This window comes from Candidatus Caldatribacterium saccharofermentans (genome assembly GCF_050267035.1).
GTDB classification, from domain to species: Bacteria; Atribacterota; Atribacteria; order Atribacterales; family Caldatribacteriaceae; genus Caldatribacterium; species Caldatribacterium saccharofermentans.
On sequence record NZ_CP187957.1, the window covers coordinates 195432 to 218198 of the forward strand.

The window sequence follows — 22767 nt, forward strand, 5'->3', positions numbered from 1 at the left end:
CTCAATCCTCAAGAGAAAAGCAGGACAGACGTTCCCGGATTTTCTCCAGGATGCCTCTCTCCACAAGTTCCTTGGCTCGTAGAATGGCGCTTCTAATATCTCGGGCCTTAGACTTCCCGTGGCAAATAAGGCACACTCCTTCGACTCCAAGGAGGGGTGCACCACCGTATTCGCTTCGGTCCAGCCGCTTCCAGAGCGACCGGAGCCGCTCCTTCGAAGCAGCATCTTCAATCTCCCGCTCCAGAAGCTGGGCAATAAGCTCAATGAGCCCCTCCCCAAATTTCAAAAGGGCATTCCCTGTAAATCCGTCGCAGACGACGACATCCACTGTTCCATCAACGATGTTCTGTCCCTCGGCATTCCCCACAAACTCGAAATTCAGGCTGTTCCGTCGCTCCTTGAAAAGCTGGTACGCCGCTTTTACCACCTCGTTTCCCTTTCCTTCCTCCTCCCCAATGCTCAAAAGACCCACTCGGGGACGGGAAACACCAAGAACGATTTTGGCATATTCTGCTCCCATAATGCCAAAGTGGAAGAGGTGCTTGGGCTTGCAGTCGACGTTTGCCCCCACGTCAAGGAGCACACAGTACGAGCGGGTGTTGGGGATGAGGGCCGTGATGGCTGGTCGCTCCACCTCTGCGACATGCTTGAGACCAAGCCACGCCGCCGCCATGACTGCTCCACTGTTCCCCGCAGAGATGAAGGCATCAACTTTTTTCTGCGCCAGAAGCTGGATACCCCTGCAGATGCTGGAGTTCGGCTTCTTCTTCACCGCCTCGGCAGGATGCTCCTGCATGGAGATGACCTGTGGAGCATCCTCAATGGGAAAGTCCTCTTCCTGCATGGAGAGGGTCTCGTACAGGGCAAGGAGCTCTTCTCTGGGGCCAAGCGCCACGAGAGTGTACTCAGGAGAATAGGCCTCCTTCAGGCCCTTTGCAATCTCCAGGGGGGCAAAGTCACCACCCCACACATCCACCGCAATCCTCATTGCCCTTCCCCGTTACTCCTCAACCTTGAGAACCTGTCTCCCTTTATAGTACCCACACTCAGGACAGACGTGATGGGGAAGCTTGGGCATGTGGCAATGAGGGCAACTCACAAGATGGGGTGGATGGATAACCCAGTGTGTTCTCCTTTTGTTCCTTCGACATCGCGAGGTTTTATTCGTCAGATTCGCCATGCTTGAATACCTCCTCTATTCTGCGAGGTCAAGGTGTAGGATAGTATAGAACAATTTCTGCTCCTTTGCAAACGCCTTACTCTGGTTTCCAGTGCCTGAGCACCACAAGTCTTGGGTCAATCTCCTGCTCTTCGCAGTGGCACTGCACCTCGTTCCTGTTCCCTCCACACACCGGGCACAACCCCTTGCAGTCAGGGCGGCACAGAGGCTTCATGGGAACGTTGAGGAGGACGATTTCCTGGATCTCTTGGGTGACATCCACATAATTCTCTTCCTCAGTAAAATACCGGATTTCCACAGTCTCCTCTGCCTCTGCTTCGAAATCCGAAGGACGCGTCAGGCGGCTGGCATTGCGAAGCTCCAAGCGGAAAGGAATATCCATAGGGTAGAGAAAAGGTTCAAGACATCGGGCACAGTGCAGAAGAAGGGCCGTTCTCAGGCGGCCCTCAACAAGAATCTCCGAACCACAGTTCACAAGGTGGACCTCAATCTGCACCGGCTGGGTGAAGAGGACATCCTCTCTCCCCAGACGGACGGAGGGGAAAACTTCCTCTTGAAGGTCAAAAAATGTCCGTCCTGTGCCCTTTTTGACCTCCCCAATGTACAGTTGCACACTCTTCACCCCATTCCCCGCGCAATTCGCCAGGTATCCCGGGCGATCACAAGTTCCTCATTGGTGGGGATGACCATCACCTGAACCCGAGAATCGTCCCGGCTAATCAGAGCCTCTTTTCTCCGCACGGTGTTTCGCTCATCGTCAATGAGAATCCCAAGGTGCTCAAGGCCCGAGCAGATGGACTTTCGAATGTAAGGGGAGTTCTCCCCAATTCCTGCAGTGAATACCAGACCGTCGAGTCCACCGAGAATAGCGTAGTACGCTCCGATGTACTTTTTGGCCCGGTAGGCAATGATGTCGAGGGTAAGACGTGCCCGGTGATTGTGTGGTGCTGCATCCTCAATGTCCCGGGTGTCGCTGCTTATTCCCGAAATTCCGAGAACCCCGCTTTTCTTGTTCAGGATTTCCTCCACTTCCTTCGCCGAAAGGCCTTCCTTCTCCATCAGAAAGAAGACAATTGCCGGGTCAATATCGCCACACCGGGTTCCCATAACCAGGCCCTCTAAAGGGGTGAATCCCATGGAGGTATCGATGGATTTTCCATGGAGGATGGCGGTAAAGCTCACCCCGCTACCCATATGGCAGGTGATGAGCCGGAGCTCTTCAAGGGGACGGCCCATCATCTTTGCTGCTCGCTCCGCCACGTACCGGTGAGAGGTTCCGTGAAACCCGTACCGCCGGATGCGGTACTTCTCGTAGTATTCGTATGGAATAGCGTAAATGTACGCATACTCAGGGAGCGTGCCGTGGAAGGCGGTGTCGAAAACCGCTACCTGCGGGACCCCGGGGATGAGCTCCTGGCAGGCCTCAATGCCAAGGATGTTGGGAGGATTGTGCAAAGGCGCAAGGTCCGCACAGGCCCGAATGGCTTCCAGAACTTCATCGGTGATCAGCACCGAACCGGTAAACTTCTCGCCTCCGTGGACAACCCGATGCCCAACGGCATCGATTTCTCCAACACCAGAAAGTACCTGGGTTTTCCCAGAAGTCAAAGCGGCAATAACGAGTTCTAGGGCCACACGGTGATTCGGCACAGGTCGCTCTTCGACGAAGGTGTCAAGGGCTGACCGGTGTTCCAGGCGAGATCCTGAAATACCGATTCTCTCCACAATCCCCCGGGCGACCACCTCATAACGGTCCTCGTCCTCCATCCGGAAAAGCTGGTATTTGACGGTCGAGCTACCGCAGTTCACCACCAGGATGTTCAAGGTCCATCATCTCCCCCCTAAAACTGAGTCTGGAGAACAGTGACCGCAATCTGGTCAACGATATCTTCAGCCCTGCACCCCCGGGAAAGGTCATTCACTGGCTTTGCCAGACCCTGGAGGATTGGTCCAATGGCTCTCCCCTGAGCCAGGCGCTCGGTGAGCTTGTAGCAGATGTTCCCTGCATCAAGGTCGGGGAAAATCAATACGTTGGCTCTCCCCGCCACCGGGCTTCCCGGGGCCTTTCTTGCCCCCACCTCCGGAACGAGTGCCGCATCTCCCTGGAGCTCACCATCAATAAGGAGATCTGGAGCAAGGTTCTGGGCAATGCGCGTGGCCTCCCGCACCTTGTCTACCCGGCTGTGCCTGGCACTCCCTTTCGTTGAGAACGAGAGCATAGCCACCCTTGGTTCCCCTCCCACCAGAAGACGAAACGTCCGGGCAGTGGTCACCGCAATGTGGGCCAGCTCCTCGGCAGTGGGGTCGGGGTTGAAACCACAGTCAGCGAAAAGGAACACCCCGTTCTCCCCATACTGAGTATTGGGGAAAACCATGAGGAAGCAGCTTGAGGCGAGTTTGACACCCGGAGCGGTTTTGATAATCTGCAGGGCGGGACGGATCACATCAGGGCTTGTGAACACTGCCCCTCCCACAACACCGTCGACCTCTCCGTGGAAAAGCATCATACAGGCATAGTACATGGAGTTCTGGAGGAGTTCCTCCGCCTTTTCGAGTGTAACCCCTTTCTCCCGGCGAAGTTCAAAGAGCGACTGGACATAGGCTGCCCTCTTGGGGTCTTTCTGGGGGTTCCGGATTTCTACTCCCTCAAGGCTTATCCCGAAAGCTCTGGCCCTCTGACTAATCTCCTCCTCGTCGCCAAGGAGCACAATGGATGCGATGCCCTCTTGAGTTGCGAGACTCGCAGCATGGAGCACCCGTTCGTCGTGTCCCTCAGGAAGAGCAATTTTCTTCCCGAGGCCCCGCGCCCTTCCCCGGATGCGAGCAAGAATGTCCATAGCGTCTCATCTCCTCTGGCGAATTTTATCTGGAAACCGAACTGAATTTCTCCCGAAGCCGTCGTTCCACCCCCGGGGGGACAAGGCCCCGCACACATCCACCAAAGCGGGCGATTTCTTTGACCACCGTGGAATTGAGATACGAGTACTCGGTACTCGTGGGGAGGAAAACGGTTTCAATTTCCGGAGCCATTTTTCGATTGGTCAGGGCAATCTGTGTCTCGTACTCGTAATCGGAAATGGCACGCAAGCCCCGCAGAATAACCCTGCAGCCCCGAGAGCGGGCAAAGTGTACGAGAAGCCCGTCAAAAACTTCAACTTCAACGTTGGGAAAATCAGCTACTGCTTCTTCAATCATGCGTTTTCGTTCTTCCGCGCTGAACAGGGGGACCTTGTTCGGATTCTGCAGTACTGCTACAATGAGGTGGTCAAAGATTCTCCTTGCCCGGTCGATAATGTCAAGATGCCCATTGGTGATAGGATCAAAACTCCCAGGGTAAATGGCTACTATCACCTCGACCCTCCATCCTCTTAACCTTTCAGCCTCCCAAAGACCAGAACGCTCTTCCCGTATCGCCGCACATCCTGGACTTCAAAAAACGAAACCCCCTCCTCCCGCCACTCCTTCCGGGAGCACCGGATGACCACAAGCGCATCGCCTATGACAACTCTGAAATTATACAACTTTTCCATGACTTGGGAAATATCGTAAGCAAAGGGAGGATCGAGAAACACAACGTCAGGCCTTTCAAGGTCCTGGGGGAGTTTCCTCGCCTGCCAGAAATCCCAGCGCACAACCCGAGCTCGGTCCTCATATCCACAGAGGGTAATGTTCCGTCGCAGAACCTGACATACCCTCGGGTTGCTCTCGAAAAAATACGCTCGTCGGGCACCTCGACTCAGGGCCTCAAGTCCCAGGGACCCACTGCCAGCGAAAATATCGTACACAATACTTTCAGGGAGCTTGTCCCTGAGGATTTCGAAAAGCGCCTTCCTGGCAACTCCTTGAATGGGACGGACACCACATCCCCCGGGAACAACGATTTTCCTGCCCCTTTTCTCCCCTCCAATAATGTGGATATACCCCATTAACCAACCTCCCCAAATTCCAGATAACGACCAAAACGCCGCTCTATTTCCTGCCGGAGCAGACGGTGTTCGGGCTTCTCGAGGAATGGGTCTTCAGCAATGATTCTCTCTGCTTCCCGATGAGCCTGCTCAAGAAGCGGCCAGTCTGCAAAAGGGTCAGCAAGATGAAACTCAGGTACCCCGTGCTGACGTACACCATAGAACTCTCCGGGACCCCGGAGACGAAGGTCCTCCTCAGCAATGCGGAAGCCATCATCCGTTGCCGTGAGGATGGCCATGCGCTTCCGGACGTTTTCCCCCGAGAGAGCGGCAAGGAGGATGCACACTCCTTCTTCGCTTCCCCGGCCTATTCTCCCCCGGAGCTGGTGGAGCTGTGCAAGGCCAAAGCGTTCGGCGTTCTCCACCACCATGACACTGGCTCTGGGAACATCGATACCCACCTCAATCACGGAAGTCGCTACCAGAACGTCAACGTCGCCCCGGGAAAACCGGTGCATGATGCCCTCCTTTTCCCGCGAAGGGAGTTTCCCGTGGATAACCTCTATGCGGAATTCAGAAAGCCACTTCTTCTGGAGCTCCTCGAACACTTCCTGGACATTGGCAATCTCCTCTTCGCTCTCCTCAATGGCCGGACACACAACATATGCCTGTCGACCTTCTCTGAGGAGCTTCCGTACACGGCTGTAGGCCTTGAAGCGTTCCTCAAGGGAAAAACAGAGCGTTCGTGTGGGCTTCCTCCCCGCCGGTTTCTCATCGACTACGGAAACATCAAGGTCCCCATAGAGCGTCAGCGCCAGAGTCCTGGGAATCGGCGTTGCCGTCATCACCAGGGTATGGGGAACCGTGGCTTTCTCCCTGAGCTTTGCCCTCTGGAGCACCCCGAAACGGTGCTGTTCGTCGACAATCACAAGACCGAGATCCGCAAAGGCAACCTTTTCTTCAATGAGGGCATGCGTTCCGATAACGATATCCACTTCCTTTTTCTGTATCGCCTCAAGGAGCTGGCGTTTCCCCTTCGTGTTCCCCCCTTTCAAAAGTCCCACCCGAACCCCCAGAGCTGCAAGAGGCTCCCGGAAGCGGGAGTAATGTTGCTCAGCAAGGATCTCAGTGGGGACCATAAAGGCCACCTGACGCCCGGTTTCGACCACTCGCAGAGCGCTGATGACCGCCACAATGGTCTTTCCCGAGCCCACATCCCCCTGAACCAGCCGGTTCATAACCCTGCCGCTTGCCAGATCTCGGGCGATTTCAAGGCACACCCGCTTCTGTGCCTCTGTGAGAGAGAAAGGCAAAGACCGAATGAAACGCTCTGCAAGAGGGGATTCCAGGGGGCAGGGGGGAACCTGGAGTGTCTCGAGGGTTCTTCTGCGGATTTTCAGACTCAGAGCAAAGAGGAGAAATTCTTCAAGGATCAGGGCAAGGTGAGCAGGACTCCGGCGGGCCTGAAGCTCCTCAAAAGAAGCAGCAGAAGGCAGATGAAGCTCCCGAATGGCCTCACGCTTTGTGGGGATTTGCAAACGTTCACGAAGAGCAGGAGGAAGGATTTCGGGAACTTCGTGGAGACAGGTCTCAAGAGCGGAGAGGATAACCGTCCGGAGCTTCTTGGGTGTTAAGCCCTCGGTGAGGGGATACACAGGAACGAGGCGCTCAAAATCGGCTGTCTTGAGCTTTCCCACCTCGTACTCAAACGCTGCCGTCTCCCAAGCTCCGAAGGCGTACCGGAAACTCCCTGATACCCGAACCCAGGTGCCTTTCTTCAGAAACTGGGCGAGATACCCCCGGTTGAAGCACACCAGGCGAATCTCTCCTGTTCCATCGCTCACGACAACCTTCAGCAGAGGACCCCGCCGGGTCGGCTCGATTTTGTGCTGCACCACCTGTCCTTCGATGGTCTCAATCCCCACACCCTGGAGGCTCCGAATCGGCTTGATTGTGCCCCGATCACGATAGGTTCGGGGGAAGAAAAAGAGGAGATCCTCCACTGTGAAGATCTCAAGACGGTTCAGCTTTTTCTCCAGAGCTGGACCGACACCCTTGAGGTAACGCACCGGCTGGGCAAGGGAGGGGACGAACTTCCGGGATTTTGGTGACACCCCCTTTCCCGGTGCAGGACTTGCCCGGAGGGCGCTTTCAATGGTTAAAAGCAGGCGTCTCCGCTCCTCCCGAGAAAGGTCCTCATAGTTCTCAAGCTGCTCAAGCCATTCCTGCGGATGATTTCCTTCTTTCTGCAACCACCCTTTAAGAAATCGACTGAAACCCCCAAAAACCGAGGTGTTATCGAGCTTCTTCTTCTCCTGTTCGATAACCTTGAGGACCACTTCCTTAGAGCACCGCGCCATACCCTGTCCTCCCTCTCATTGTACAACCGGGAGAGAACTCAGAGAAGGCGCTGTCCGATTCCTGATCCGCCAAGGTACGCAGAGCGAACACGTTCATCGTGCATGAGGTCCTGGGGCTTTCCCTCCAAAGCCACACGGCCATTCTCGAGAATGTAGGCGTAGTTTGCAACCGAAAGCGCCTTGCGGGCGTTTTGTTCCACAAGGAGGAGAGAGACTCTTTCTTCTTCGTGAATCTGGCGGATAACCCGGAAAATTTCCTGGACAACCCGAGGAGCCAACCCCAGAGAGGGTTCATCCATAAGAATCACCTTTGGCCTTGAGATCAAACCTCGACCGATGGCCAGCATCTGCTGTTCCCCTCCCGAGAGGGTGCCGGCGAGCTGCCGGCGTCGTTCCCGCAAAATCGGAAAGAGCTCAAAAATCCACTCCTTACGCTTCTTCCGTTCGGCATCGCCCACCAAGTGACGAACCCCGTAAAGCCCAAGGAGGAGATTCTCTTCCACAGTAAGGGTGGGGAAAATCCGGCGGCCCTCGGGAACATGGGCAAGACCCTGGCGCAAAAGCTCAAAAGGAGCAAAGGAGCGGATGTCCCGACCACAGAAGAGGATTCTCCCCCGGACCAGGGGGAGGAGTCCCGAAATAGCCCGAAGAAGCGTGGTTTTCCCCGCCCCATTGGCTCCCAGGACGGCGACGATTTCCCCCTCTTGAAGCCTGAGGGTCACCCCCCGAAGCGCCTCCACTGCCCCGTAAGAAACCCGGATATCCTCAACCTCAAGAAGTGCTCCCAACCCACTCCTCCTCCTTCCCGAGGTATGCCTCGATAACCCTGGGGTGGTTGTAGACCTCCCACGGTGACCCTTCAGCAATCTTGCTCCCCATGTCCATGACGCTGACCCAGTCCGAAATCCCCATCACGACGTTCATATCGTGCTCGACGAGGAGGATGGTGATGCCTTCCTGCAAAAGCTCCTGCAAGAATCCCATGAGCTCCTCCGTTTCCCTCTCATTGAGCCCCGATGAAGGCTCGTCGAGAATAAGGAGCTCCGGTCCTGTAGCCAAAGCTCTGGCGATTTCGAGGTACTTCTGCCTGCCGTAGGGGAGATTCCGGGCCAGCTCATTCCGGTATTCCCACAATCCCACCCGGTATAGCCAGTACGCGGCTATCTCCATGAATTCCCGCTCCTCCCGCAATTGAAAAGGCGTGCGAAGGACAGCGGGAACAATCCCCGCCTTTCCACGGCAGTGGCGACCCATCAGGACGTTTTCAAAACAGGTGAGGGAGGGGAAAAGACGGATGTTTTGGAAGGTACGGGCAATACCCCGAGTCACCACAAGATGAGGCTTCAGGCCAGTGATGTCTTCCCCCTTGAAGAGTACCTTCCCCTCGTTGGGATGGTATATACCGGTAATAATGTTGAACAGGGTGGTTTTCCCCGCTCCATTCGGACCGATGAGGCTCGTAACCCTTTTAGGGTACACCACAAGGTCATACTGGTTTACCGCCACAAGACCCCCAAAGCGAAGGGTGACCCCCTGAACCTCAAGGAGAGGACAAGGATCGAGTTCGCGAGGTTGAACCGGGGAACGTTCCTCTAGGGAAACTTGCCCCATTCGCACCGGGGATACCTTCTCCGCAGAGAACCCCTGCACATCTAAACCATCGAGCCCCAGGATTTCCCTCTTTCTGGGAAGAAGACCACCGGGGCGGAAAATCATCGTCACCATAAGGGCCAAGCCAAAGAAGAGGAGGCGAAAACTTGCAAAACGGCGAAAAACCTCGGGGAAGACAACCACCAGAGCCGCTCCAAGAAGAACACCGGGGAGAGAACCAAGACCTCCAAGGAGAACGATGCAGAAAAGCAGGGCGGATTCCATGAAGAGGAAACTCTGGGGCGACACCACGGCCATTTTTGCTGCGTAGATGTTCCCCGCAAGACCTGCAAGGGCCGCTCCTAAGGTAAAGGCCAGGAGCTTGTACGCCCGCACATCGATACCCGTAGCTTCAGCAGCAACCTCATCCTCCCGAATAGCATTCCAGGCACGGCCTATTCGGGACCTCTGGAGGCGCAAAAGCACAAAAGCTACGAGCGCCACCACCGCCCAGACAAAGTAGTAGAACTGCGTGGGCGTCTGAATCACAAAAGGACCAAAGGCGGGAAATCCCACACCCGTGATACCGTTGGGGCCGTTGGTGATACCCCAGGGGTTGTTGACGATGATGATGCGGACAATCTCCCCAATACCGATGGTGACGATACAGAGGTAATCCCCCCGAAGATGAATCACCGGAGACATCACAAGGTAGGCAAACCCCGAAGCAACAAGAGCACTCACGGGAAGGAGTAGCAAAACCGGTATATTCAGGGTAGTGTTCAGAATAGCTGTGGTGTACGCCCCAATGGCGTAGAAAGCAGCGTGACCGAGGTCGAAAAGCCCCACTTCCCCCAGGACGACGTTGAGGCTGAGCCCCAGAAGACCGTACAGTCCTACGAAAAATCCCACATCGACCCAGTAATCATTCACAAAGGGGAGAAAAGGGAAGACGGAAACAAACCCCCAGAGGAGAATAGGAACAAACTGCTGGAATCGACCTTTCCTGACGCAGGAAAGCTCCATACCCATCGGACTACACCTTTTCTGCAACTTTCTCACCGAGGATTCCCGTTGGCCGGAAAATCAGGACCAGGATGAGGATTAGGAAGGTAAATCCGTCCTTCCAGGCCCCTCCCCCGGGGACGTACCCTGCAAGGAGCGTCTCAACAACCCCAAGGAGCACACCCCCCACCATGGCGCCCGGGATGTTGCCGATGCCTCCGAGAATGGTGGCAGTAAAGGCCTTGAGTCCGTAGTTCCACCCCATGCTGAACTGAATCGACCGGTAGTACATCCCGTTCATGACCCCCGCCATCCCTCCCAGGGCTGGCCCCAGGGCGAATACAAAGAGGATAACCTTCCGAACGTCGATGCCAAGGAGGGTGGCCATCTCCCGATCCAGGGCCGTTGCCCGTACTGCTGCTCCAAACTCTGTCTTCTCCACAATCCAGTACATCACAAACATCACCCCAAGGGAGAGGAAGAGAATCACCACCTTGAGGAGCGGCAAAGACAGCCCCAGAAACCTCAAAGAGGCAGTAGGAACAAGGCCGCCTGGATACACCTGGAAGCGTGGCCCCCAGATGGCCATGATGGCGTTCTGGAGGAAAATGGACATACCAAGCGCAGAAACGACAAGGGGAAGACGTCCCGCCCGATAAACCGGCCGATAGGCCATCCGCTCGACGAGAACCCCCGCTCCAGCGTTGGCCAAAAAGGCGAAAAGTATCGCCCCCAGCACGCCCCACCAGAGCCCTGCCCGTTCTGTGATCCATGCTGCTCCCCACACAAGGAAGGTGTACCCCAGGTAACTCCCCAGAGTAAAGAGGTCACCATGGGCGAAATTGATAAGCTTCATGACGCCATACACCATGGAATACCCCAGAGCCACAAGGGCGTAGAACGATCCCACCATTACCCCGTTTACGAGCTGTTCGAAAAATACCTGCAATCCTGTCCCTCCCGGATTCCCCCAGGACCCACCGGGAAGACCCGGTGGGGGAAACCTTAGGGTTTAAAGAGCTCAAGCTGTCCTTTCTCGTTGTACCGGTACATGGCGTAGGGAACACCCTTCCGGTCTCCCCGCTCGGTGAAGACAATAGGACCGGTGATGCCTTCGGCATTCTCCATCGTGCGCATGGCCTGGGCAATATCGTCTGGCTTTGTGGACTTCGCGTTCTCTATCGCCTGTGCGAGGGCAAAAAGGGCATCGGCAGCGTAAATCGGCCAGGGGGAGGAAGGGATGTCCCCGTACTTTGCCCGGTAGGCTGCAAAGAATTCCTGAGCTTTTGGAGTATTGAGATCCTGGGGAAGGGGCTCCTGGGTCATAAAGGTTCCCACCACGTACTCAAGACCTGCGATACGGACAAAGTCCTCATTGGGTACGGCATTGCTCCCCACAAAGGGCACAGTGATGCCCATCTCCCGGGCCTGCCGGACCAAAAGCCCTGCCTCGGGGTAGTAGGCGGTGTAGTACCAGACATCGGGATTGCTCTCCCGGAGCTTCGTCAGCGCCGCACTGTAATCCTGTTCTCCGGGAGTGATGGCGTCGTAGTACACGATCTCTGCCCGACCTTCTCTGATGTACGGTTCAAGGTACTTCTTCGTTTCCTCAGCCACGCCTTTCCCATAGGTCTGGTTGTCGTGCATGATGGCAATGCGCCGCCACCCCATGGTCTCAACAGCAAAGCGGGCGAAGAACTCACCCTGAGAGTCATCCCGTCCACAGGTCCGGAAAAAGTACTGGCGCTCTTTCCCCATGGTGAGCCGTACTGCTGTTGCTCCGTAAGCCACACACACCACTCGGTTCCGTTCGTAAAGGTCTGCGGCGGGTTCGGTTACCGATGAGCCATAACTGGCAATAGCTGCCACGACCCCCTGGGAAATGAGCTTCTGTGCTGCCAAAGCACTGTCCCTGGGGTTAGAGGCATCGTCGGCCACAACAATCTCCACAGGACGACCGAGAATGCCTCCCTGCTTGTTGATAAGCTCTGCCGCAACTTCTACACACTGCCTGGCCATTTGCCCTTCAATGGCAAAGCTCCCCGTTATGGGAGCCTGAAGGCCAATACGAATGGGCTCCTCAGCGAAAACCTGTCCCCCAAAGAACACAGCACCAAGAACAAGAAGCATCACGATTCCTTTGCTTTTCACCTGGCTTCCTCCTTTCCTGAGGTTTTTGCTTCCTGAGAAGCAACGATTCGGATTCGGAAGAAGGACTTCTTTCCGACCCGAAGAACATCCCCATCCTTCAGCGGAACATCCTGATCCACCCCGCTTATACGCTCGCCGTTGAGGTATACACCCCCCTGCTCAAGACAGCGACGTGCCTCGCTCTTTGACTGGAAAACACCCGTTCTCTGCAGGAGCTTCATAATCCAGAGCTTCCCCGCAACGAGCTCAGACTGGGCAATGCAGAGGTCCTGAGCACTCTCAGGACAGGCTTTCTGGGAAAATGCCCGCTCGAAATCCTCAAGGGCCTTTCTCGCCTCCTCCTCCCCGTGGTACAGGCGAACGAGCTCAAAGGCCAGCTCTTCCTTCCAGACCTTCGGGTGGAGTTCTCCCCGCTCGCAGGCCTCCTTTTTCTTCCGAACCTCCTCAAGAGGAACATCGGTGAGGAGGACAAAGTACTTCTCGATGAGGAAATCGGGAATGGACATGACCTTCCCGAACATCGAGAAGGGAGGTTCGTTGATACCGATGTAGTTCCCGAGGCTTTTGCTCATCTTCTCCACACCATCGGTCCCTTCAAGAAGGGGCATGGTGATGATGACCTGGGGCTCCTGACCAAACTCCCGCTGCAGGTCTCGCCCCACAAGGAGGTTGAAACGCTGATCTGTTCCTCCAAGCTCCACATCGGCCTGGAGTGCCACAGAATCATACCCCTGCAGAAGGGGATAGAGGAATTCGTGGAGCCCGATGGGCCTTCCCTCTCGCAGGCGCCTGGAAAAATCTTCCCGCTCAAGCATCCGGGCCACGGTGAAGCGAGAGGCAAGGACAATAACCTCCTCCAGGGTGAGCCGGGAGAGCCAGGTGCTGTTGAAGGCAATCCTCGTTTTCTCAGGGTCAAGGACTTTGAAAACCTGTTCCGCATAGGTCCGGGCATTCCTCTGAACTTCTTCTTCTGTGAGCTGCCGCCGGGTTTCCTTTTTCCCCGTCGGGTCGCCAATGCGACCCGTGAAATCACCAATGAGGAAAACGACCTCATGCCCCAGCTCCTGGAACTGCCTGAGCTTTCGAAGGGTCACGGTATGACCCAGGTGGATATCGGGAGCACTGGGGTCAAAACCCTCTTTCACCACGAGTTTCTTCCCCGTCTCATAGAAGCGGAGGAGCTTCCTCCTAAGGTCCTCAAGGTCGATGATTTCTTCCGTACCACGCTTGAGAATGGCAAGGTCCCTCTCAACTTGCTCAACATACTGTGTCAACGTCCTTCACTCCTTTCGAAATCCCCGCTTCAAGAGCGCCACAAGGAGTGGATACCCCAGCCCATAACAGGCCACAGCTTCTCCAAGGAGGATGTAGGAAGCCGTCACTCCGTAAGGAACTCTAAAGAGGAAAGCAAGGTACGCGGCAACTCCAAAGCCATTGACGAGAACCGGAGGGAGGGGGGCAAGGAGAGGATGACGCACACGAGAAGTCCAAAAGGCGGCAAGGAACGTGCACAGGGTTCCAAGGGAAAAGTCCCAGAATCCCAGCCCACCCAAAACGTTCGCCACAAAGCACCCCAGAGTCAACCCCCAGATGGTCTCGGGAAAGAGGTAAGACAGCACCGTCAGCGCTTCGGCAACACGCACCTGAACAGGACCATAGGCGAAAGAAGCAAAGGGAGGAAGCACAACAAGAAGAGCGTACAGCGCTGCCACAAAAGCTCCACGAGCAAGGCTTCTCATTCCGCTTCTCCCGGTTTTGTGGTACCATATCATGGCAAATATTATACCAAGAACGGTTGAAGCGATGAGAAGAGGAAACAGGAAAAACACCCGGCTTCTTGCCCTGGCCTTCATAGCCGGTCTTCTTGCGGGAGGCGCGCTCTTTGGAGGCATGCTCTTTCCCCTTTCGGAAGACCTGAAGACCATCTCGACCCGCCTCGAAGATTTTACGCCCTCGCTCACCACAAGGGTCTACGACATCCGGGGGAGGCTCATCGGGGAATTCTTCACCGAACGGCGCGAATACGCCCATCTTGAGGAAATCCCTCCCCTTCTCCAGAAGGCTTTCATCGCCAGCGAGGACCAGAACTTCTTCCGCCACCCCGGGTTGGACCCTCTCGGCATCCTCCGAGCGCTGTGGCAGAACCTGCTCAACCTCAGAGTCGTCGAGGGGGGAAGCACCATCACCCAGCAGCTCTCCCGAAGCCGTTTCCTCGACAATCGGAGGAACCTTGAGCGAAAAATCAAAGAACTCCTCCTTGCCATCCTCCTTGAGCGAAGGTACACCAAGGAAGAAATCCTCGAGGCCTACCTCAACCAGATCTACCTGGGGCATGGCGTATACGGGGTGAAAGCAGCAGCTCGTCTGTACTTTGGCAAAGACCTGGCTGACCTCACCCTTGCAGAGATGGCCATGCTTGCAGGAGTTGCCCGGTCCCCCTCGTACTTCTCTCCGTACATCGACTTCTCCGCGGCCCAGAGACAGCAACGGCGGGTCCTGCGGCGGATGCTGGAGTGTGGTTTCATCACCCAAGAGGAATTCGAAAAAGCCCTTTCTGCCCCCATTGTGCTCTCAGGTCTTGAAAAACGTGCCTCCCTCTGTCCGTATTTCCTCGACCACCTTCTCAAGGAGCTCCGCACAACCTTCGAGGACTGGCAGATCTTTAGCGGCGGCCTCAAAATTTACACCACACTTGATGCCGACATCCAGAAGGTTGCCAACGAAGCCCTCAAAGAAAGCGGATACCAGGGAGCGATTCTCTGCATTGACCCCACAAACGGGTACATCAAGGCCATGGTGGGAGGACGAAGCTACGAAGAGAGCAAGTTTAACCGGGCGACTCAGGCACACCGGCAACCAGGGTCAACCTTCAAACCCTTCATTTACGCCGCAGCCCTCGATAGTGGTTTCACCCCAAGCAGTATCCTTGTCGATGAACCCTTAGAGTTTCCAAACGGCTGGAAACCCCAGAACTACGAGCGAATTTTCCGGGGGCCGATGACACTGAGAGAAGCCCTGGAGAAGTCCGTGAACATCATCGGGATTAAGCTCCTCCAGGAAGTGGGCATCGACAAGGTCATCCAGTATGCCAGAAAAATGGGCATACGGAGTAACCTCAGGCGAGACCTGTCACTCGCCCTGGGAACCTCTGAACTGACTCTCCTTGAACTCACCACGGCGTACTCGGCCTTTGCCAACGGTGGGATGGTTCCTGAGCCCCTGGCCATTCTCCGGGTGGAGGATACCGCAGGTCACGTTCTCTATGAGCGAACTCCAGTGGTGCGACGAGCCCTTTCGCCGGAGACAGCATACATCATGGCCCGTCTCCTCCAGGGGGTCATAGAACGAGGAACAGGAAGAAGGGCAGCCATCGGCAGACCTGCGGCAGGAAAAACCGGGACCACCGAAGACTTCATCGACGCATGGTTTGTGGGATTCACCCCCAACCTGGTGTGTGGGATTTTCCTCGGGAACGACGACCGGAAACCTCTGGGACCTCAGAAAACGGGGGGTATCATCGCTGCTCCCCTCTTTGCCCGGGTGATGAAGGAGGCCCTGAAGGACACCCCACCTCATGACTTCTCTTGCCCCGAAGGAGTGGTGGAAATCGCTGTGTGCCTGAAAACCGGCCTTCTACCCTCACCCTCCTGCAAAACCGTTGTGCTCCCTTTCAAAAGAGGAACTACTCCCCAGACGGTTTGCACATCCTGCCCCTGACCTTATGTTCGGAGGGTGACTACCGTAACCCCAAGCCCTCCCTCCTCAGGCCGACCGGAACGGAACTCCTGAACATAGGGGTGGCTTCGCAGAAACTCGTGCGTGACCCGCCGGAGTTTCCCTTCGCCCTTGCCATGAATGATGTACACAGTGCTGAAACCAGCAAGAATTGCCCTATCAAGGTACTTCTCAAGGACGGCAAGGGCCTCTTCCGCTTTAAGGGCTCTGATGGAGACCTCATTGGTTATCCGTTCCCGGAGAGTGAAGGTGGTGATGGGGGTCTGTGGAGACTCCTGAGGAATCTCCTTCTCCGCTCTCCTCAAACGCTCCGGAGTTACCCGGACTCTTCTCTCCCCCACGACAACGAGAACTTCACCCTTCTTCGTATCAACCTCAAGAACAACCCCCCGGCCCAGAGGATCAACAAACACCTGGTCTCCTGCCTGGAACTCCTGAGGTTCTTCCTGCTCTTCTTTGAGACTTTCAAGCCACTGGCGCTCCTCCCGGAGGAGTTCTTTGAGTTCTCCATATTTCCCTTCATCGAGCGCTCTTGCTTTCCGCAACTCTCCCACAAGACGCGCGACTTCTTTCTCTCTCTCCCGCAGACGGGCTTCCCACTCCTCCCTCAGAGCCCTCGTCAGGCGTCGACGCTCCTCTTCAAGAGCTTTCCTGATCACTCGCACTTCTTCCTCACGTTTCTCAAGCTCAGCAAGCCTTTCATGGAGTTCGCCGAGTTTCTTCCGCATCTCTTCCCGCTCCCGGGAGAGAGAGAGCAAAAGCTCGTTGAAGGCAACCTCCTCCCTCCGGAGTACCTGTCGTGCCCCCTGGATAACCTCCTGGGGAAGGCCAACCCGTTCCGCAATCGTGATTCCATAGCTTCCCTCAACACCCCCCACCACAAGGCGATACGTGGGCTGCAGGGTATCAGGGTCGAAGGCAAGGGAGGCAGGAAGGACACCCTCTCCCCGAAGGGCATACTCCCGAAGAGCTGGAAGATGGGTAGTGGCAATGCACATTGTACCCTTCTTTTTCAGGTACTCAAGAAGGGCAATGCCAAGCGCCGCGCCCTCGTGGGGGTCTGTACCCGCCCCGAGCTCATCGATGAGAAAAAGGCTCCGGGGTCCAGCCTTTTGCAGTGCGGCCTTCAAAAGCACCATCCGGGACGTGAAGGTGCTCAGACTACTTTCCAGGTCCTGATGGTCCCCGACATCCACAAAGAGATAGTCATAGAGGGGGATGGAAGAACCTCGTGCGAGGGGGACCGGGATTCCGGAGAAGGTGAGCGTCACAAGAAGCGCAAGCGCCTTGATGAGAACGGTCTTTCCTCCACCATTAGGCCCGCTGACAACCACGATGCTACGGCCCCTGGCAACTTCAAGGTCAAAGGGAACCGCCCGTTCAAAAAGCAAAGGGTGTCGCCCTTCACGAATGCGCAGCGTTTCCCCTCCAACCTCGGGAATTTCCCCCTTCCACTGCTCCCCAAGCTTCACTTTAGCCCGAAGGAGGTCAAGTTCCACAAGGCTTTCGAAGGTCTCTCGAATGGCCGAAGACAGTGGCCGCAGTTTTTCAGTAAAGGCGAAAAGGATGCGGGAGATTTCTTCTTCCTCAAGGGTTTTGAGAACCTCAAGCTCGTTAGTCAGTTCCGCCACGGCCCATGGTTCGATGAAAAGCGTGGAACCACTTGAGGAACAATCCACCACAAATCCCCTCAGCGCACTCCGAAACTGAGCTTTCACAGGAAGAACATACCGACCCTTTCGCAGAGTGTATAGCGGTTCCTGGAGATACTTGGCGATTCTGCTATCCTGGAGGATGCGATGGAGAACCTCCGCAATCCGGCTCTGGACCTCTTCCTTCCGTCTTCGGATGTTCCAGAGTTTCTCGCTCGCCGTATCGAGCACCTGCCCATCCTGAGAGAGAATCTTCTCCGCATACCGCAGAAACCCTGAGAAATCCTGAATGCTCCGGAAGTACAAGGAAGAAATCCGGGGATACTTCTTCTCTACTCCCCGTTCTTTCAGGAAATGGCGGATACCCCGGCTCATGAGAAGGAAACGGTATACTTTCTGTGCTTCCTCAAGCGAGAGACGGGCGCCGGGAAGACGCAGGATTTCAAAAACCGGACGGAGGTCGGGAAACTCCCCAAAGGGGATGTCACCGTCAAAACGGATGAGGTCCCTGAGTTCCCGCATCGCTTCAAGGTGCAAAGGAAGCACTTCTGGCTCCAGAGGAAGAAGCGCCCTGGCCCTTTCCCGTGTTGCAGGGCAAAAACAGAAAGGGACCAGAAGCTCGAGGATTTTCTCGTATTCAAAGCTCGCCAGGGCACCTTTCGAAACTTCCATCGCCTATGGATGCTCCTTTCTCAAGCCACGGCCGTAAAAAGGCAATCTGGGGGAACTGAGTGGCAAAACGCTCCACATAACGAATCGCGGGCAGCGTGCAATCCTGGTAAAACTGAGAGCGAGCAATGCCCTCCTCGAGGAAACTAAGGTACGCCACATTGGCCACAAACACCGTAATGACGAGAATCCAGAGCATGCCCTTCAAAAGCCCCACAAAGAACCCAAGGAGAGCGTCAACCCAGAGGATATCAAGGTGCTCAAAAAGCCGGCGCAGACGGAGCCCAAAGGAGGAGAACACCATCACCGTGGGAAGGAAAATAAGGAGGAATCCGATGATTCCAAGCCAGGGACTCTGCCACCCAAAACGAGTATGGAGAAACTCGCCAATTGCAGGAAAGTACCGGAGGCCAAGGAGAAGACCAACCACAAGCCCAACAAACACCAGGAATTCTTTGCTGAATCCCCGGAGCGCACTGCGCACTGCGTTAAGGACAAGAATACCAAAGCACAGCAGGGTGTACCAGTCACTCATGGGAGAGAATCATCTCTTCCCGTAACACCACCCTCCCCGTCTGCTTCAGGACCTCCTTGAGTTTCTGCACCCATCTCCCGACTTCCTCATCCTCAAGAGTCCGGTCCGGAGCTCGGAATACAAGACGAAAAGCAAACCCCTTCTTCCCAGGTGGGAGGGGGTCACCAGAAAACACGTCGAAAAGAACAAATTCCTCAAGGGCCATGCAGCTACGTTTTGCTTCCTCAGCAACGAGCGACGCCACAAAAGCCCAGGGGGTAGATGCATCCACAACTACCGAGATGTCTCGGGAAACAGCAGGAAAAGCAGGCAAGACAAAATCCTTCACCGGAAGGTCCTGTCTCCAGGTGGCGAGGCCCTCGAGGCGGATTTCGAGATAGTACACTTCCCCCTCAACATCGTGCTTGCGCAGGAAAGCAGGAAGGACCTTCCCACCCCACCCGATAGGTTCTGTGCCCTCCTCAGGAGAGGGTACCACGAAAGCCTCTTCCTCATCAAAAACGGGGGAAACCCTCCCGGAGCAAACAGCACCGTACTCTACACCTGCAAGCTCTCCTATCTCCTCAAGGAACCCCTTCAGGGTAAAGAGGTCTAAAGGATCCTCCTTCCACAGAGCAGGCTGGGGAACATTCCAGAGAATAACGCCCAGGTGCTTTTCCTCCCGAAAATTCCCTTCTTTCCGGAAAAACACCTTGCCAACCTCGAAAAACCCTCTACTCCTCCTGCCCCGCCGGGCATTGGTCCGCACAACCTCGAAGAGGCTAAAGAAAAGGGAAGGGCGAAGGACAGCATGTTCTTGGGAAAGGGGGTTCAGTACCGCGACACACTCCTCTTTTCCAAAGCCAAGTACGTCCACGCTTTCCCCCTCAACCAAAGAAAGCGTCACCACCTCGTAAAGACCACGGTGGACAAGATGTGCTCGAATCAGGTTTTCCAGGGATTCCTCCCGGGGAACATTCCCGGGATCAAAGGGAAAGGAAGGGAAAGAGGAGAGAATCTTCCCGTACCCGTAAACCCTCCCTATCTCCTCGACAACATCGATGGGTTCCCGCACATCGGGACGCCAACTTGGGACACGAACACGCAGGGTTGCTCCTTCCTGAGCAACCTGAAAACCAAGCCGCTCAAGGATACGAATGCCCTCTTTTTGGGAAACTTCGCAGGAGAGCCTCTGCACAACGAGTTCCCAGGGTACCGAAATTTCCCACACCGTGAAGGGTGGCTGGCCACTCACAAGCCACCCTGAAGCCACCTCTCCCCCCGCTTCCTCCAAAAGCGCAAGTGCCCGGGACGCTGCCTGCATCACCCCCAGGGGGTCAACACCCCGCTCAAAGCGCGCCGATGCTTCCGTTCGCATCCCCAAAGCCCTGGCCGTTCTCCGAACGGAAACGCGGTCAAAGAAGGCTGCTTCAAGAAAAATTTCCCTTGTCTTCGGCCCCACTTCGGTATCCCGTCCACCCATAACTCCAGCAAGGGCGATGGGGCGGTCCGCATCAGCAATGAGGAGCATACCCTTCTTGAGTACCCTCTCTTCCCCATCGAGAGTCATGAGGCGCTCACCTTCTTCCGCCTCACGAACACGGACGAGATTCCCCCGAATGCGGGCAGCATCAAAGGCATGGAGCGGCTGTCCCATCTCGAGCATGACGAGATTCGTGATGTCCACGACGTTGTTGATGGGCCGCATACCCATGAGGATGAGCTCCTTGGCTATCCAGAACGGCGAGGGTCGCACGGTAATTGCAGTGACGTACCTCCCAGTGTACAGCGGGCAGAGGTGCGGCGCCTCGTTTTCAAGACGAAAACCATGGTGGATAGGTTTCTCAGTGTAGCGCACCTCAGGGAGTACCAGGGGAATATCGCAGTGAGCCGCAAGCTCCCGAGCCAGCCCCAGAACCGAGAGGCAGTCCCCGCGGTTTGCGGTAATCTCCACTTCGAAAACCACGTCATCACCAATGAGGGCTTCGTAAACGTCATCACCCTCTTCAAGGAACGGAGGGAGAGGCAGGAGGAAATCGAAAACCTCCCTCGCTCTTTCCCCCCGTACAGGGAGAAAAAGCGGAGTATGGTTCTCAAGTCCTACGAGGACCCTGCTACCGGTCTCTGGAACACCGGAAGTGTGAACCAGAACCCGGAAGGTGTGTTCTCCAAGCTTTACCGTGCAGTGGGTCAGCGGACCCTCACAACGCGCCTCCACGAGGGTACCAGCAAGCAAAGGGCAAAGGAAGAGGTCCCGTGCCGAAAGAACCTCCTCCACCACAAACCCCTGGTTCAGGAAAACCTCAGCAACCTCCTCGGGACGAAGAGAGAGTTCAGGAAGGAACCGTTTGAGAATCTGATACGAGACACGCATATGCTACCCCAGACCCTTGAAAGCACTCAAAAACACAACGTCGTTCTCAAAGAACCACCGGATGTCAGGAATGCCGAATTTCAGCATGGCGATTCGCTCCACCCCCATACCGAACGCGAACCCCTGAACCTTCTCCGGATCGTATCCCACGTTGCGGAACACCTGGGGATGCACAAGACCGGCCCCCATAATCTCAAGCCATCCTTGCCCCCCACAGGACCGGCATCCCGCTCCCTGGCAGATACCGCAGGAAATGTCTACTTCCGCGCTCGGCTCGGTGAAGGGGAAATAGCTGGGACGGAAACGAACCTGTCGCCTTTCGCCGAAGAGGCGACGGGCGAAAACCTCAACGGTTCCCTTAAGGTCCCCCATGGAAATCCCCGGCGCCACCACAAGCCCTTCGATCTGGTGGAACACGGGACTGTGGGTGGCGTCAAAGGCATCCCGACGGTAACACCGCCCAGGAACAATAACCCGAAAGGGAGGCGTAAGCTTCTCCATGACCCGTATCTGGGCAGGGGAGGTGTGTGTCCGCAGAAGGAAACCTCCTCCGAGATAGAAGGAATCCTGAGCATCCCGGGCAGGATGATCGGCAGGAATGTTCAGAGCCTCGAAGTTGTAAAGCTCGGTCTCGATTTCCGGCCCCTCTTCCACGCGAAACCCCAGAGAACGGAAAATAGCGACAATCTCGTCCATGACCAGGCGCAGGGGATGGAAGGCTCCCACAGGATGTCTTCGCCCTGGAAGACTAAGGTCGACGGACTCTCGTCTTCGCTCCTTCTGGGAGAGCTCTGCCTCCTTCTTCCTGAGGCGCTCTTCAATAAACGCCTTGACCTCGTTGAGCCTCCGTCCGACAATTCTCCGCTCTTCAAGAGGTAAGGTCTTCAATCGTTCCAGGAAAAGGGGGATCCGGCTTTTGCGCCCAGCGTATTTCCCTTTCACCCGGTTCAGATCATCTCTCGTCAGGACCTGGGCCAGTTCTCCCTCAAAGTCACGAAGGTACTCCTCTATTTCCTCAATCATGCTCTTCCACCCTCAGGGTTGCGAAGGCCTGTCGAGGGTCATCGATAGGCCAGAGCAATCTGAACAAGCTCCCGAAAGGCCTCGGGATCCTCGATGGAGAGCTGTGCCAGCCTCTTCCGATTCACGAGAACCCCGGCTTTCTTCAGGGCACCCATGAACTGGCTGTACGTCATGCCTTCGTTCCGCACCGCTGCATTGATGCGGAGAATCCACAGTCGACGGAAATCCCGCTTGCGGTTTCGCCGATCACGGTATGCATACGCCAGAGAACGGATAACCTGTTCCTTTGCTCTCCGGTAAGCCCGGGAACGGGCACCCCGGTATCCCTTGGCCATCTTCATGATTTTCTTCTTTCTCTTCCGCGAGGCAACATTGGTCTTTACCCGCGACATGTGCGCCACCTCTCATGCGTAAGGGAGTAAACTCTTGATTCGTTTCGCCTCCACAGGAGTTAAAACGATAGTCTTGCGGAGTCTTCGTTTTCGCTTCCGTTCCTTGTGGGCAAGAAGGTGCGATTTCCCTGCCTGGGATCTCTTAATTTTCCCGTGAGCAGTGATTTTGAAACGCTTCGCTGCCCCCCTGTGCGTCTTCATCTTCGGCATGGCTTCC

21 protein-coding genes are annotated in these 22767 nt (G+C 55.8%); 1 reads left to right on the forward strand and 20 read right to left on the reverse strand.

Going from position 1 to position 22767, the window contains the following annotated elements:
• Position 1 precedes the first annotated feature (1 nt).
• The 14 genes from plsX to ACPT9Q_RS01145 all read right to left on the reverse strand — a co-directional run bounded on the left by plsX (position 2) and on the right by ACPT9Q_RS01145 (position 13930).
• On the reverse strand, positions 2–988 hold the full coding sequence (plsX, locus tag ACPT9Q_RS01080; protein WP_427366012.1) for a phosphate acyltransferase PlsX: 987 nt from the start codon (positions 986–988) through the stop codon (positions 2–4).
• Positions 989–1000: 12 nt separating this feature from the next.
• On the reverse strand, positions 1001–1180 hold the full coding sequence (rpmF, locus tag ACPT9Q_RS01085; protein ID WP_427366013.1) for a 50S ribosomal protein L32: 180 nt from the start codon (positions 1178–1180) through the stop codon (positions 1001–1003).
• Between the two features lie 76 nt (positions 1181–1256).
• Positions 1257–1802: a YceD family protein gene (locus ACPT9Q_RS01090; protein ID WP_017872203.1), complete on the reverse strand. Its 546-nt coding sequence runs from the start codon at positions 1800–1802 to the stop codon at positions 1257–1259.
• Complete coding sequence (locus tag ACPT9Q_RS01095; protein WP_017872204.1) at positions 1799–3004, reverse strand: acetate/propionate family kinase; 1206 nt, start codon at positions 3002–3004, stop codon at positions 1799–1801. The genes ACPT9Q_RS01090 and ACPT9Q_RS01095 overlap by 4 nt, the downstream gene beginning before the upstream one ends.
• Positions 3005–3021: 17 nt before the next feature.
• A complete protein-coding gene (pta, locus tag ACPT9Q_RS01100; RefSeq protein WP_017872205.1) occupies positions 3022–4017 on the reverse strand; it encodes a phosphate acetyltransferase in 996 nt (331 codons plus the stop codon).
• 25 nt (positions 4018–4042) lie between these two features.
• Positions 4043–4531, reverse strand: a complete 489-nt coding sequence (coaD, locus tag ACPT9Q_RS01105; RefSeq protein ID WP_017872206.1) for a pantetheine-phosphate adenylyltransferase — start codon at positions 4529–4531, stop codon at positions 4043–4045.
• A 17-nt stretch (positions 4532–4548) separates the two neighbouring features.
• Positions 4549–5106: a 16S rRNA (guanine(966)-N(2))-methyltransferase RsmD gene (gene rsmD, locus ACPT9Q_RS01110; protein ID WP_017872207.1), complete on the reverse strand. Its 558-nt coding sequence runs from the start codon at positions 5104–5106 to the stop codon at positions 4549–4551.
• Positions 5106–7445 carry an ATP-dependent DNA helicase RecG gene (gene recG, locus ACPT9Q_RS01115; RefSeq protein ID WP_427366014.1) on the reverse strand — a complete coding sequence of 780 codons (2340 nt, stop codon included), beginning with the start codon at positions 7443–7445 and terminating at the stop codon, positions 5106–5108. Before recG ends, rsmD begins: the two co-directional genes overlap by 1 nt.
• A gap of 38 nt (positions 7446–7483) precedes the next feature.
• Positions 7484–8233, reverse strand: coding sequence for an ATP-binding cassette domain-containing protein (locus tag ACPT9Q_RS01120; protein ID WP_017872209.1), 750 nt, complete (start codon positions 8231–8233; stop codon positions 7484–7486).
• Complete coding sequence (locus tag ACPT9Q_RS01125; RefSeq protein WP_427366015.1) at positions 8217–10067, reverse strand: ABC transporter permease subunit; 1851 nt, start codon at positions 10065–10067, stop codon at positions 8217–8219. The genes ACPT9Q_RS01120 and ACPT9Q_RS01125 overlap by 17 nt, the downstream gene beginning before the upstream one ends.
• A gap of 4 nt (positions 10068–10071) precedes the next feature.
• Positions 10072–10989, reverse strand: coding sequence for an ABC transporter permease subunit (locus tag ACPT9Q_RS01130; RefSeq protein ID WP_017872211.1), 918 nt, complete (start codon positions 10987–10989; stop codon positions 10072–10074).
• Between the two features lie 56 nt (positions 10990–11045).
• Positions 11046–12191, reverse strand: a complete 1146-nt coding sequence (locus ACPT9Q_RS01135; protein WP_017872212.1) for an ABC transporter substrate-binding protein — start codon at positions 12189–12191, stop codon at positions 11046–11048.
• Complete coding sequence (gene tyrS / locus ACPT9Q_RS01140) at positions 12188–13465, reverse strand: tyrosine--tRNA ligase (RefSeq protein WP_017872213.1); 1278 nt, start codon at positions 13463–13465, stop codon at positions 12188–12190. Before tyrS ends, ACPT9Q_RS01135 begins: the two co-directional genes overlap by 4 nt.
• Before the next feature lie 6 nt (positions 13466–13471).
• Positions 13472–13930: a QueT transporter family protein gene (locus ACPT9Q_RS01145; protein ID WP_427366016.1), complete on the reverse strand. Its 459-nt coding sequence runs from the start codon at positions 13928–13930 to the stop codon at positions 13472–13474.
• A gap of 64 nt (positions 13931–13994) precedes the next feature.
• Between ACPT9Q_RS01145 and ACPT9Q_RS01150 the strand changes: the two genes are divergently transcribed.
• Positions 13995–15908 (forward strand): PBP1A family penicillin-binding protein, encoded by a 1914-nt coding sequence (locus tag ACPT9Q_RS01150; protein WP_017872215.1) that lies wholly within the window; start codon positions 13995–13997, stop codon positions 15906–15908.
• Positions 15909–15910: 2 nt separating this feature from the next.
• Here ACPT9Q_RS01150 and ACPT9Q_RS01155 read toward each other — a convergent pair whose 3' ends face one another.
• The 6 genes from ACPT9Q_RS01155 to rpmI are packed head-to-tail and all read right to left on the reverse strand — an operon-like array spanning position 15911 to position 22760.
• Complete coding sequence (locus ACPT9Q_RS01155) at positions 15911–18250, reverse strand: endonuclease MutS2 (RefSeq protein ID WP_017872216.1); 2340 nt, start codon at positions 18248–18250, stop codon at positions 15911–15913.
• Complete coding sequence (locus ACPT9Q_RS01160; RefSeq protein WP_017872217.1) at positions 18216–18782, reverse strand: CvpA family protein; 567 nt, start codon at positions 18780–18782, stop codon at positions 18216–18218. Before ACPT9Q_RS01160 ends, ACPT9Q_RS01155 begins: the two co-directional genes overlap by 35 nt.
• The gene (pheT, locus tag ACPT9Q_RS01165) at positions 18775–21135 is read right to left on the reverse strand and encodes a phenylalanine--tRNA ligase subunit beta (protein ID WP_427366017.1); all 2361 of its coding nucleotides are present in this window, start codon (positions 21133–21135) and stop codon (positions 18775–18777) included. Before pheT ends, ACPT9Q_RS01160 begins: the two co-directional genes overlap by 8 nt.
• A 3-nt stretch (positions 21136–21138) precedes the next feature.
• A complete protein-coding gene (gene pheS, locus ACPT9Q_RS01170; protein ID WP_017872219.1) occupies positions 21139–22158 on the reverse strand; it encodes a phenylalanine--tRNA ligase subunit alpha in 1020 nt (339 codons plus the stop codon).
• A 38-nt stretch (positions 22159–22196) separates the two neighbouring features.
• A complete protein-coding gene (gene rplT, locus ACPT9Q_RS01175; RefSeq protein ID WP_017872220.1) occupies positions 22197–22550 on the reverse strand; it encodes a 50S ribosomal protein L20 in 354 nt (117 codons plus the stop codon).
• Positions 22551–22562: 12 nt separating this feature from the next.
• Complete coding sequence (gene rpmI, locus ACPT9Q_RS01180) at positions 22563–22760, reverse strand: 50S ribosomal protein L35 (protein ID WP_017872221.1); 198 nt, start codon at positions 22758–22760, stop codon at positions 22563–22565.
• Positions 22761–22767 lie beyond the last annotated feature (7 nt).

Bases quoted from the DNA above. Each gene is read 5' to 3' on its own strand.
- plsX (WP_427366012.1), bottom strand. From the start codon at position 988: ATGAGGATTGCGGTGGATGTGTGGGGTGGTGACTTTGCCCCCCTGGAG.
- rpmF (WP_427366013.1), bottom strand. From the start codon at position 1,180: ATGGCGAATCTGACGAATAAAACCTCGCGATGTCGAAGGAACAAAAGG.
- pta (WP_017872205.1), bottom strand. From the start codon at position 4,017: ATGGACATTCTTGCTCGCATCCGGGGAAGGGCGCGGGGCCTCGGGAAG.
- rsmD (WP_017872207.1), bottom strand. From the start codon at position 5,106: ATGGGGTATATCCACATTATTGGAGGGGAGAAAAGGGGCAGGAAAATC.
- recG (WP_427366014.1), bottom strand. From the start codon at position 7,445: ATGGCGCGGTGCTCTAAGGAAGTGGTCCTCAAGGTTATCGAACAGGAG.
- ACPT9Q_RS01125 (WP_427366015.1), bottom strand. From the start codon at position 10,067: ATGGGTATGGAGCTTTCCTGCGTCAGGAAAGGTCGATTCCAGCAGTTT.
- ACPT9Q_RS01145 (WP_427366016.1), bottom strand. From the start codon at position 13,930: ATGAGAAGCCTTGCTCGTGGAGCTTTTGTGGCAGCGCTGTACGCTCTT.
- ACPT9Q_RS01150 (WP_017872215.1), top strand. From the start codon at position 13,995: ATGAGAAGAGGAAACAGGAAAAACACCCGGCTTCTTGCCCTGGCCTTC.
- ACPT9Q_RS01155 (WP_017872216.1), bottom strand. From the start codon at position 18,250: ATGGAAGTTTCGAAAGGTGCCCTGGCGAGCTTTGAATACGAGAAAATC.
- ACPT9Q_RS01160 (WP_017872217.1), bottom strand. From the start codon at position 18,782: ATGAGTGACTGGTACACCCTGCTGTGCTTTGGTATTCTTGTCCTTAAC.
- pheT (WP_427366017.1), bottom strand. From the start codon at position 21,135: ATGCGTGTCTCGTATCAGATTCTCAAACGGTTCCTTCCTGAACTCTCT.
- pheS (WP_017872219.1), bottom strand. From the start codon at position 22,158: ATGATTGAGGAAATAGAGGAGTACCTTCGTGACTTTGAGGGAGAACTG.
- rplT (WP_017872220.1), bottom strand. From the start codon at position 22,550: ATGTCGCGGGTAAAGACCAATGTTGCCTCGCGGAAGAGAAAGAAGAAA.
- rpmI (WP_017872221.1), bottom strand. From the start codon at position 22,760: ATGCCGAAGATGAAGACGCACAGGGGGGCAGCGAAGCGTTTCAAAATC.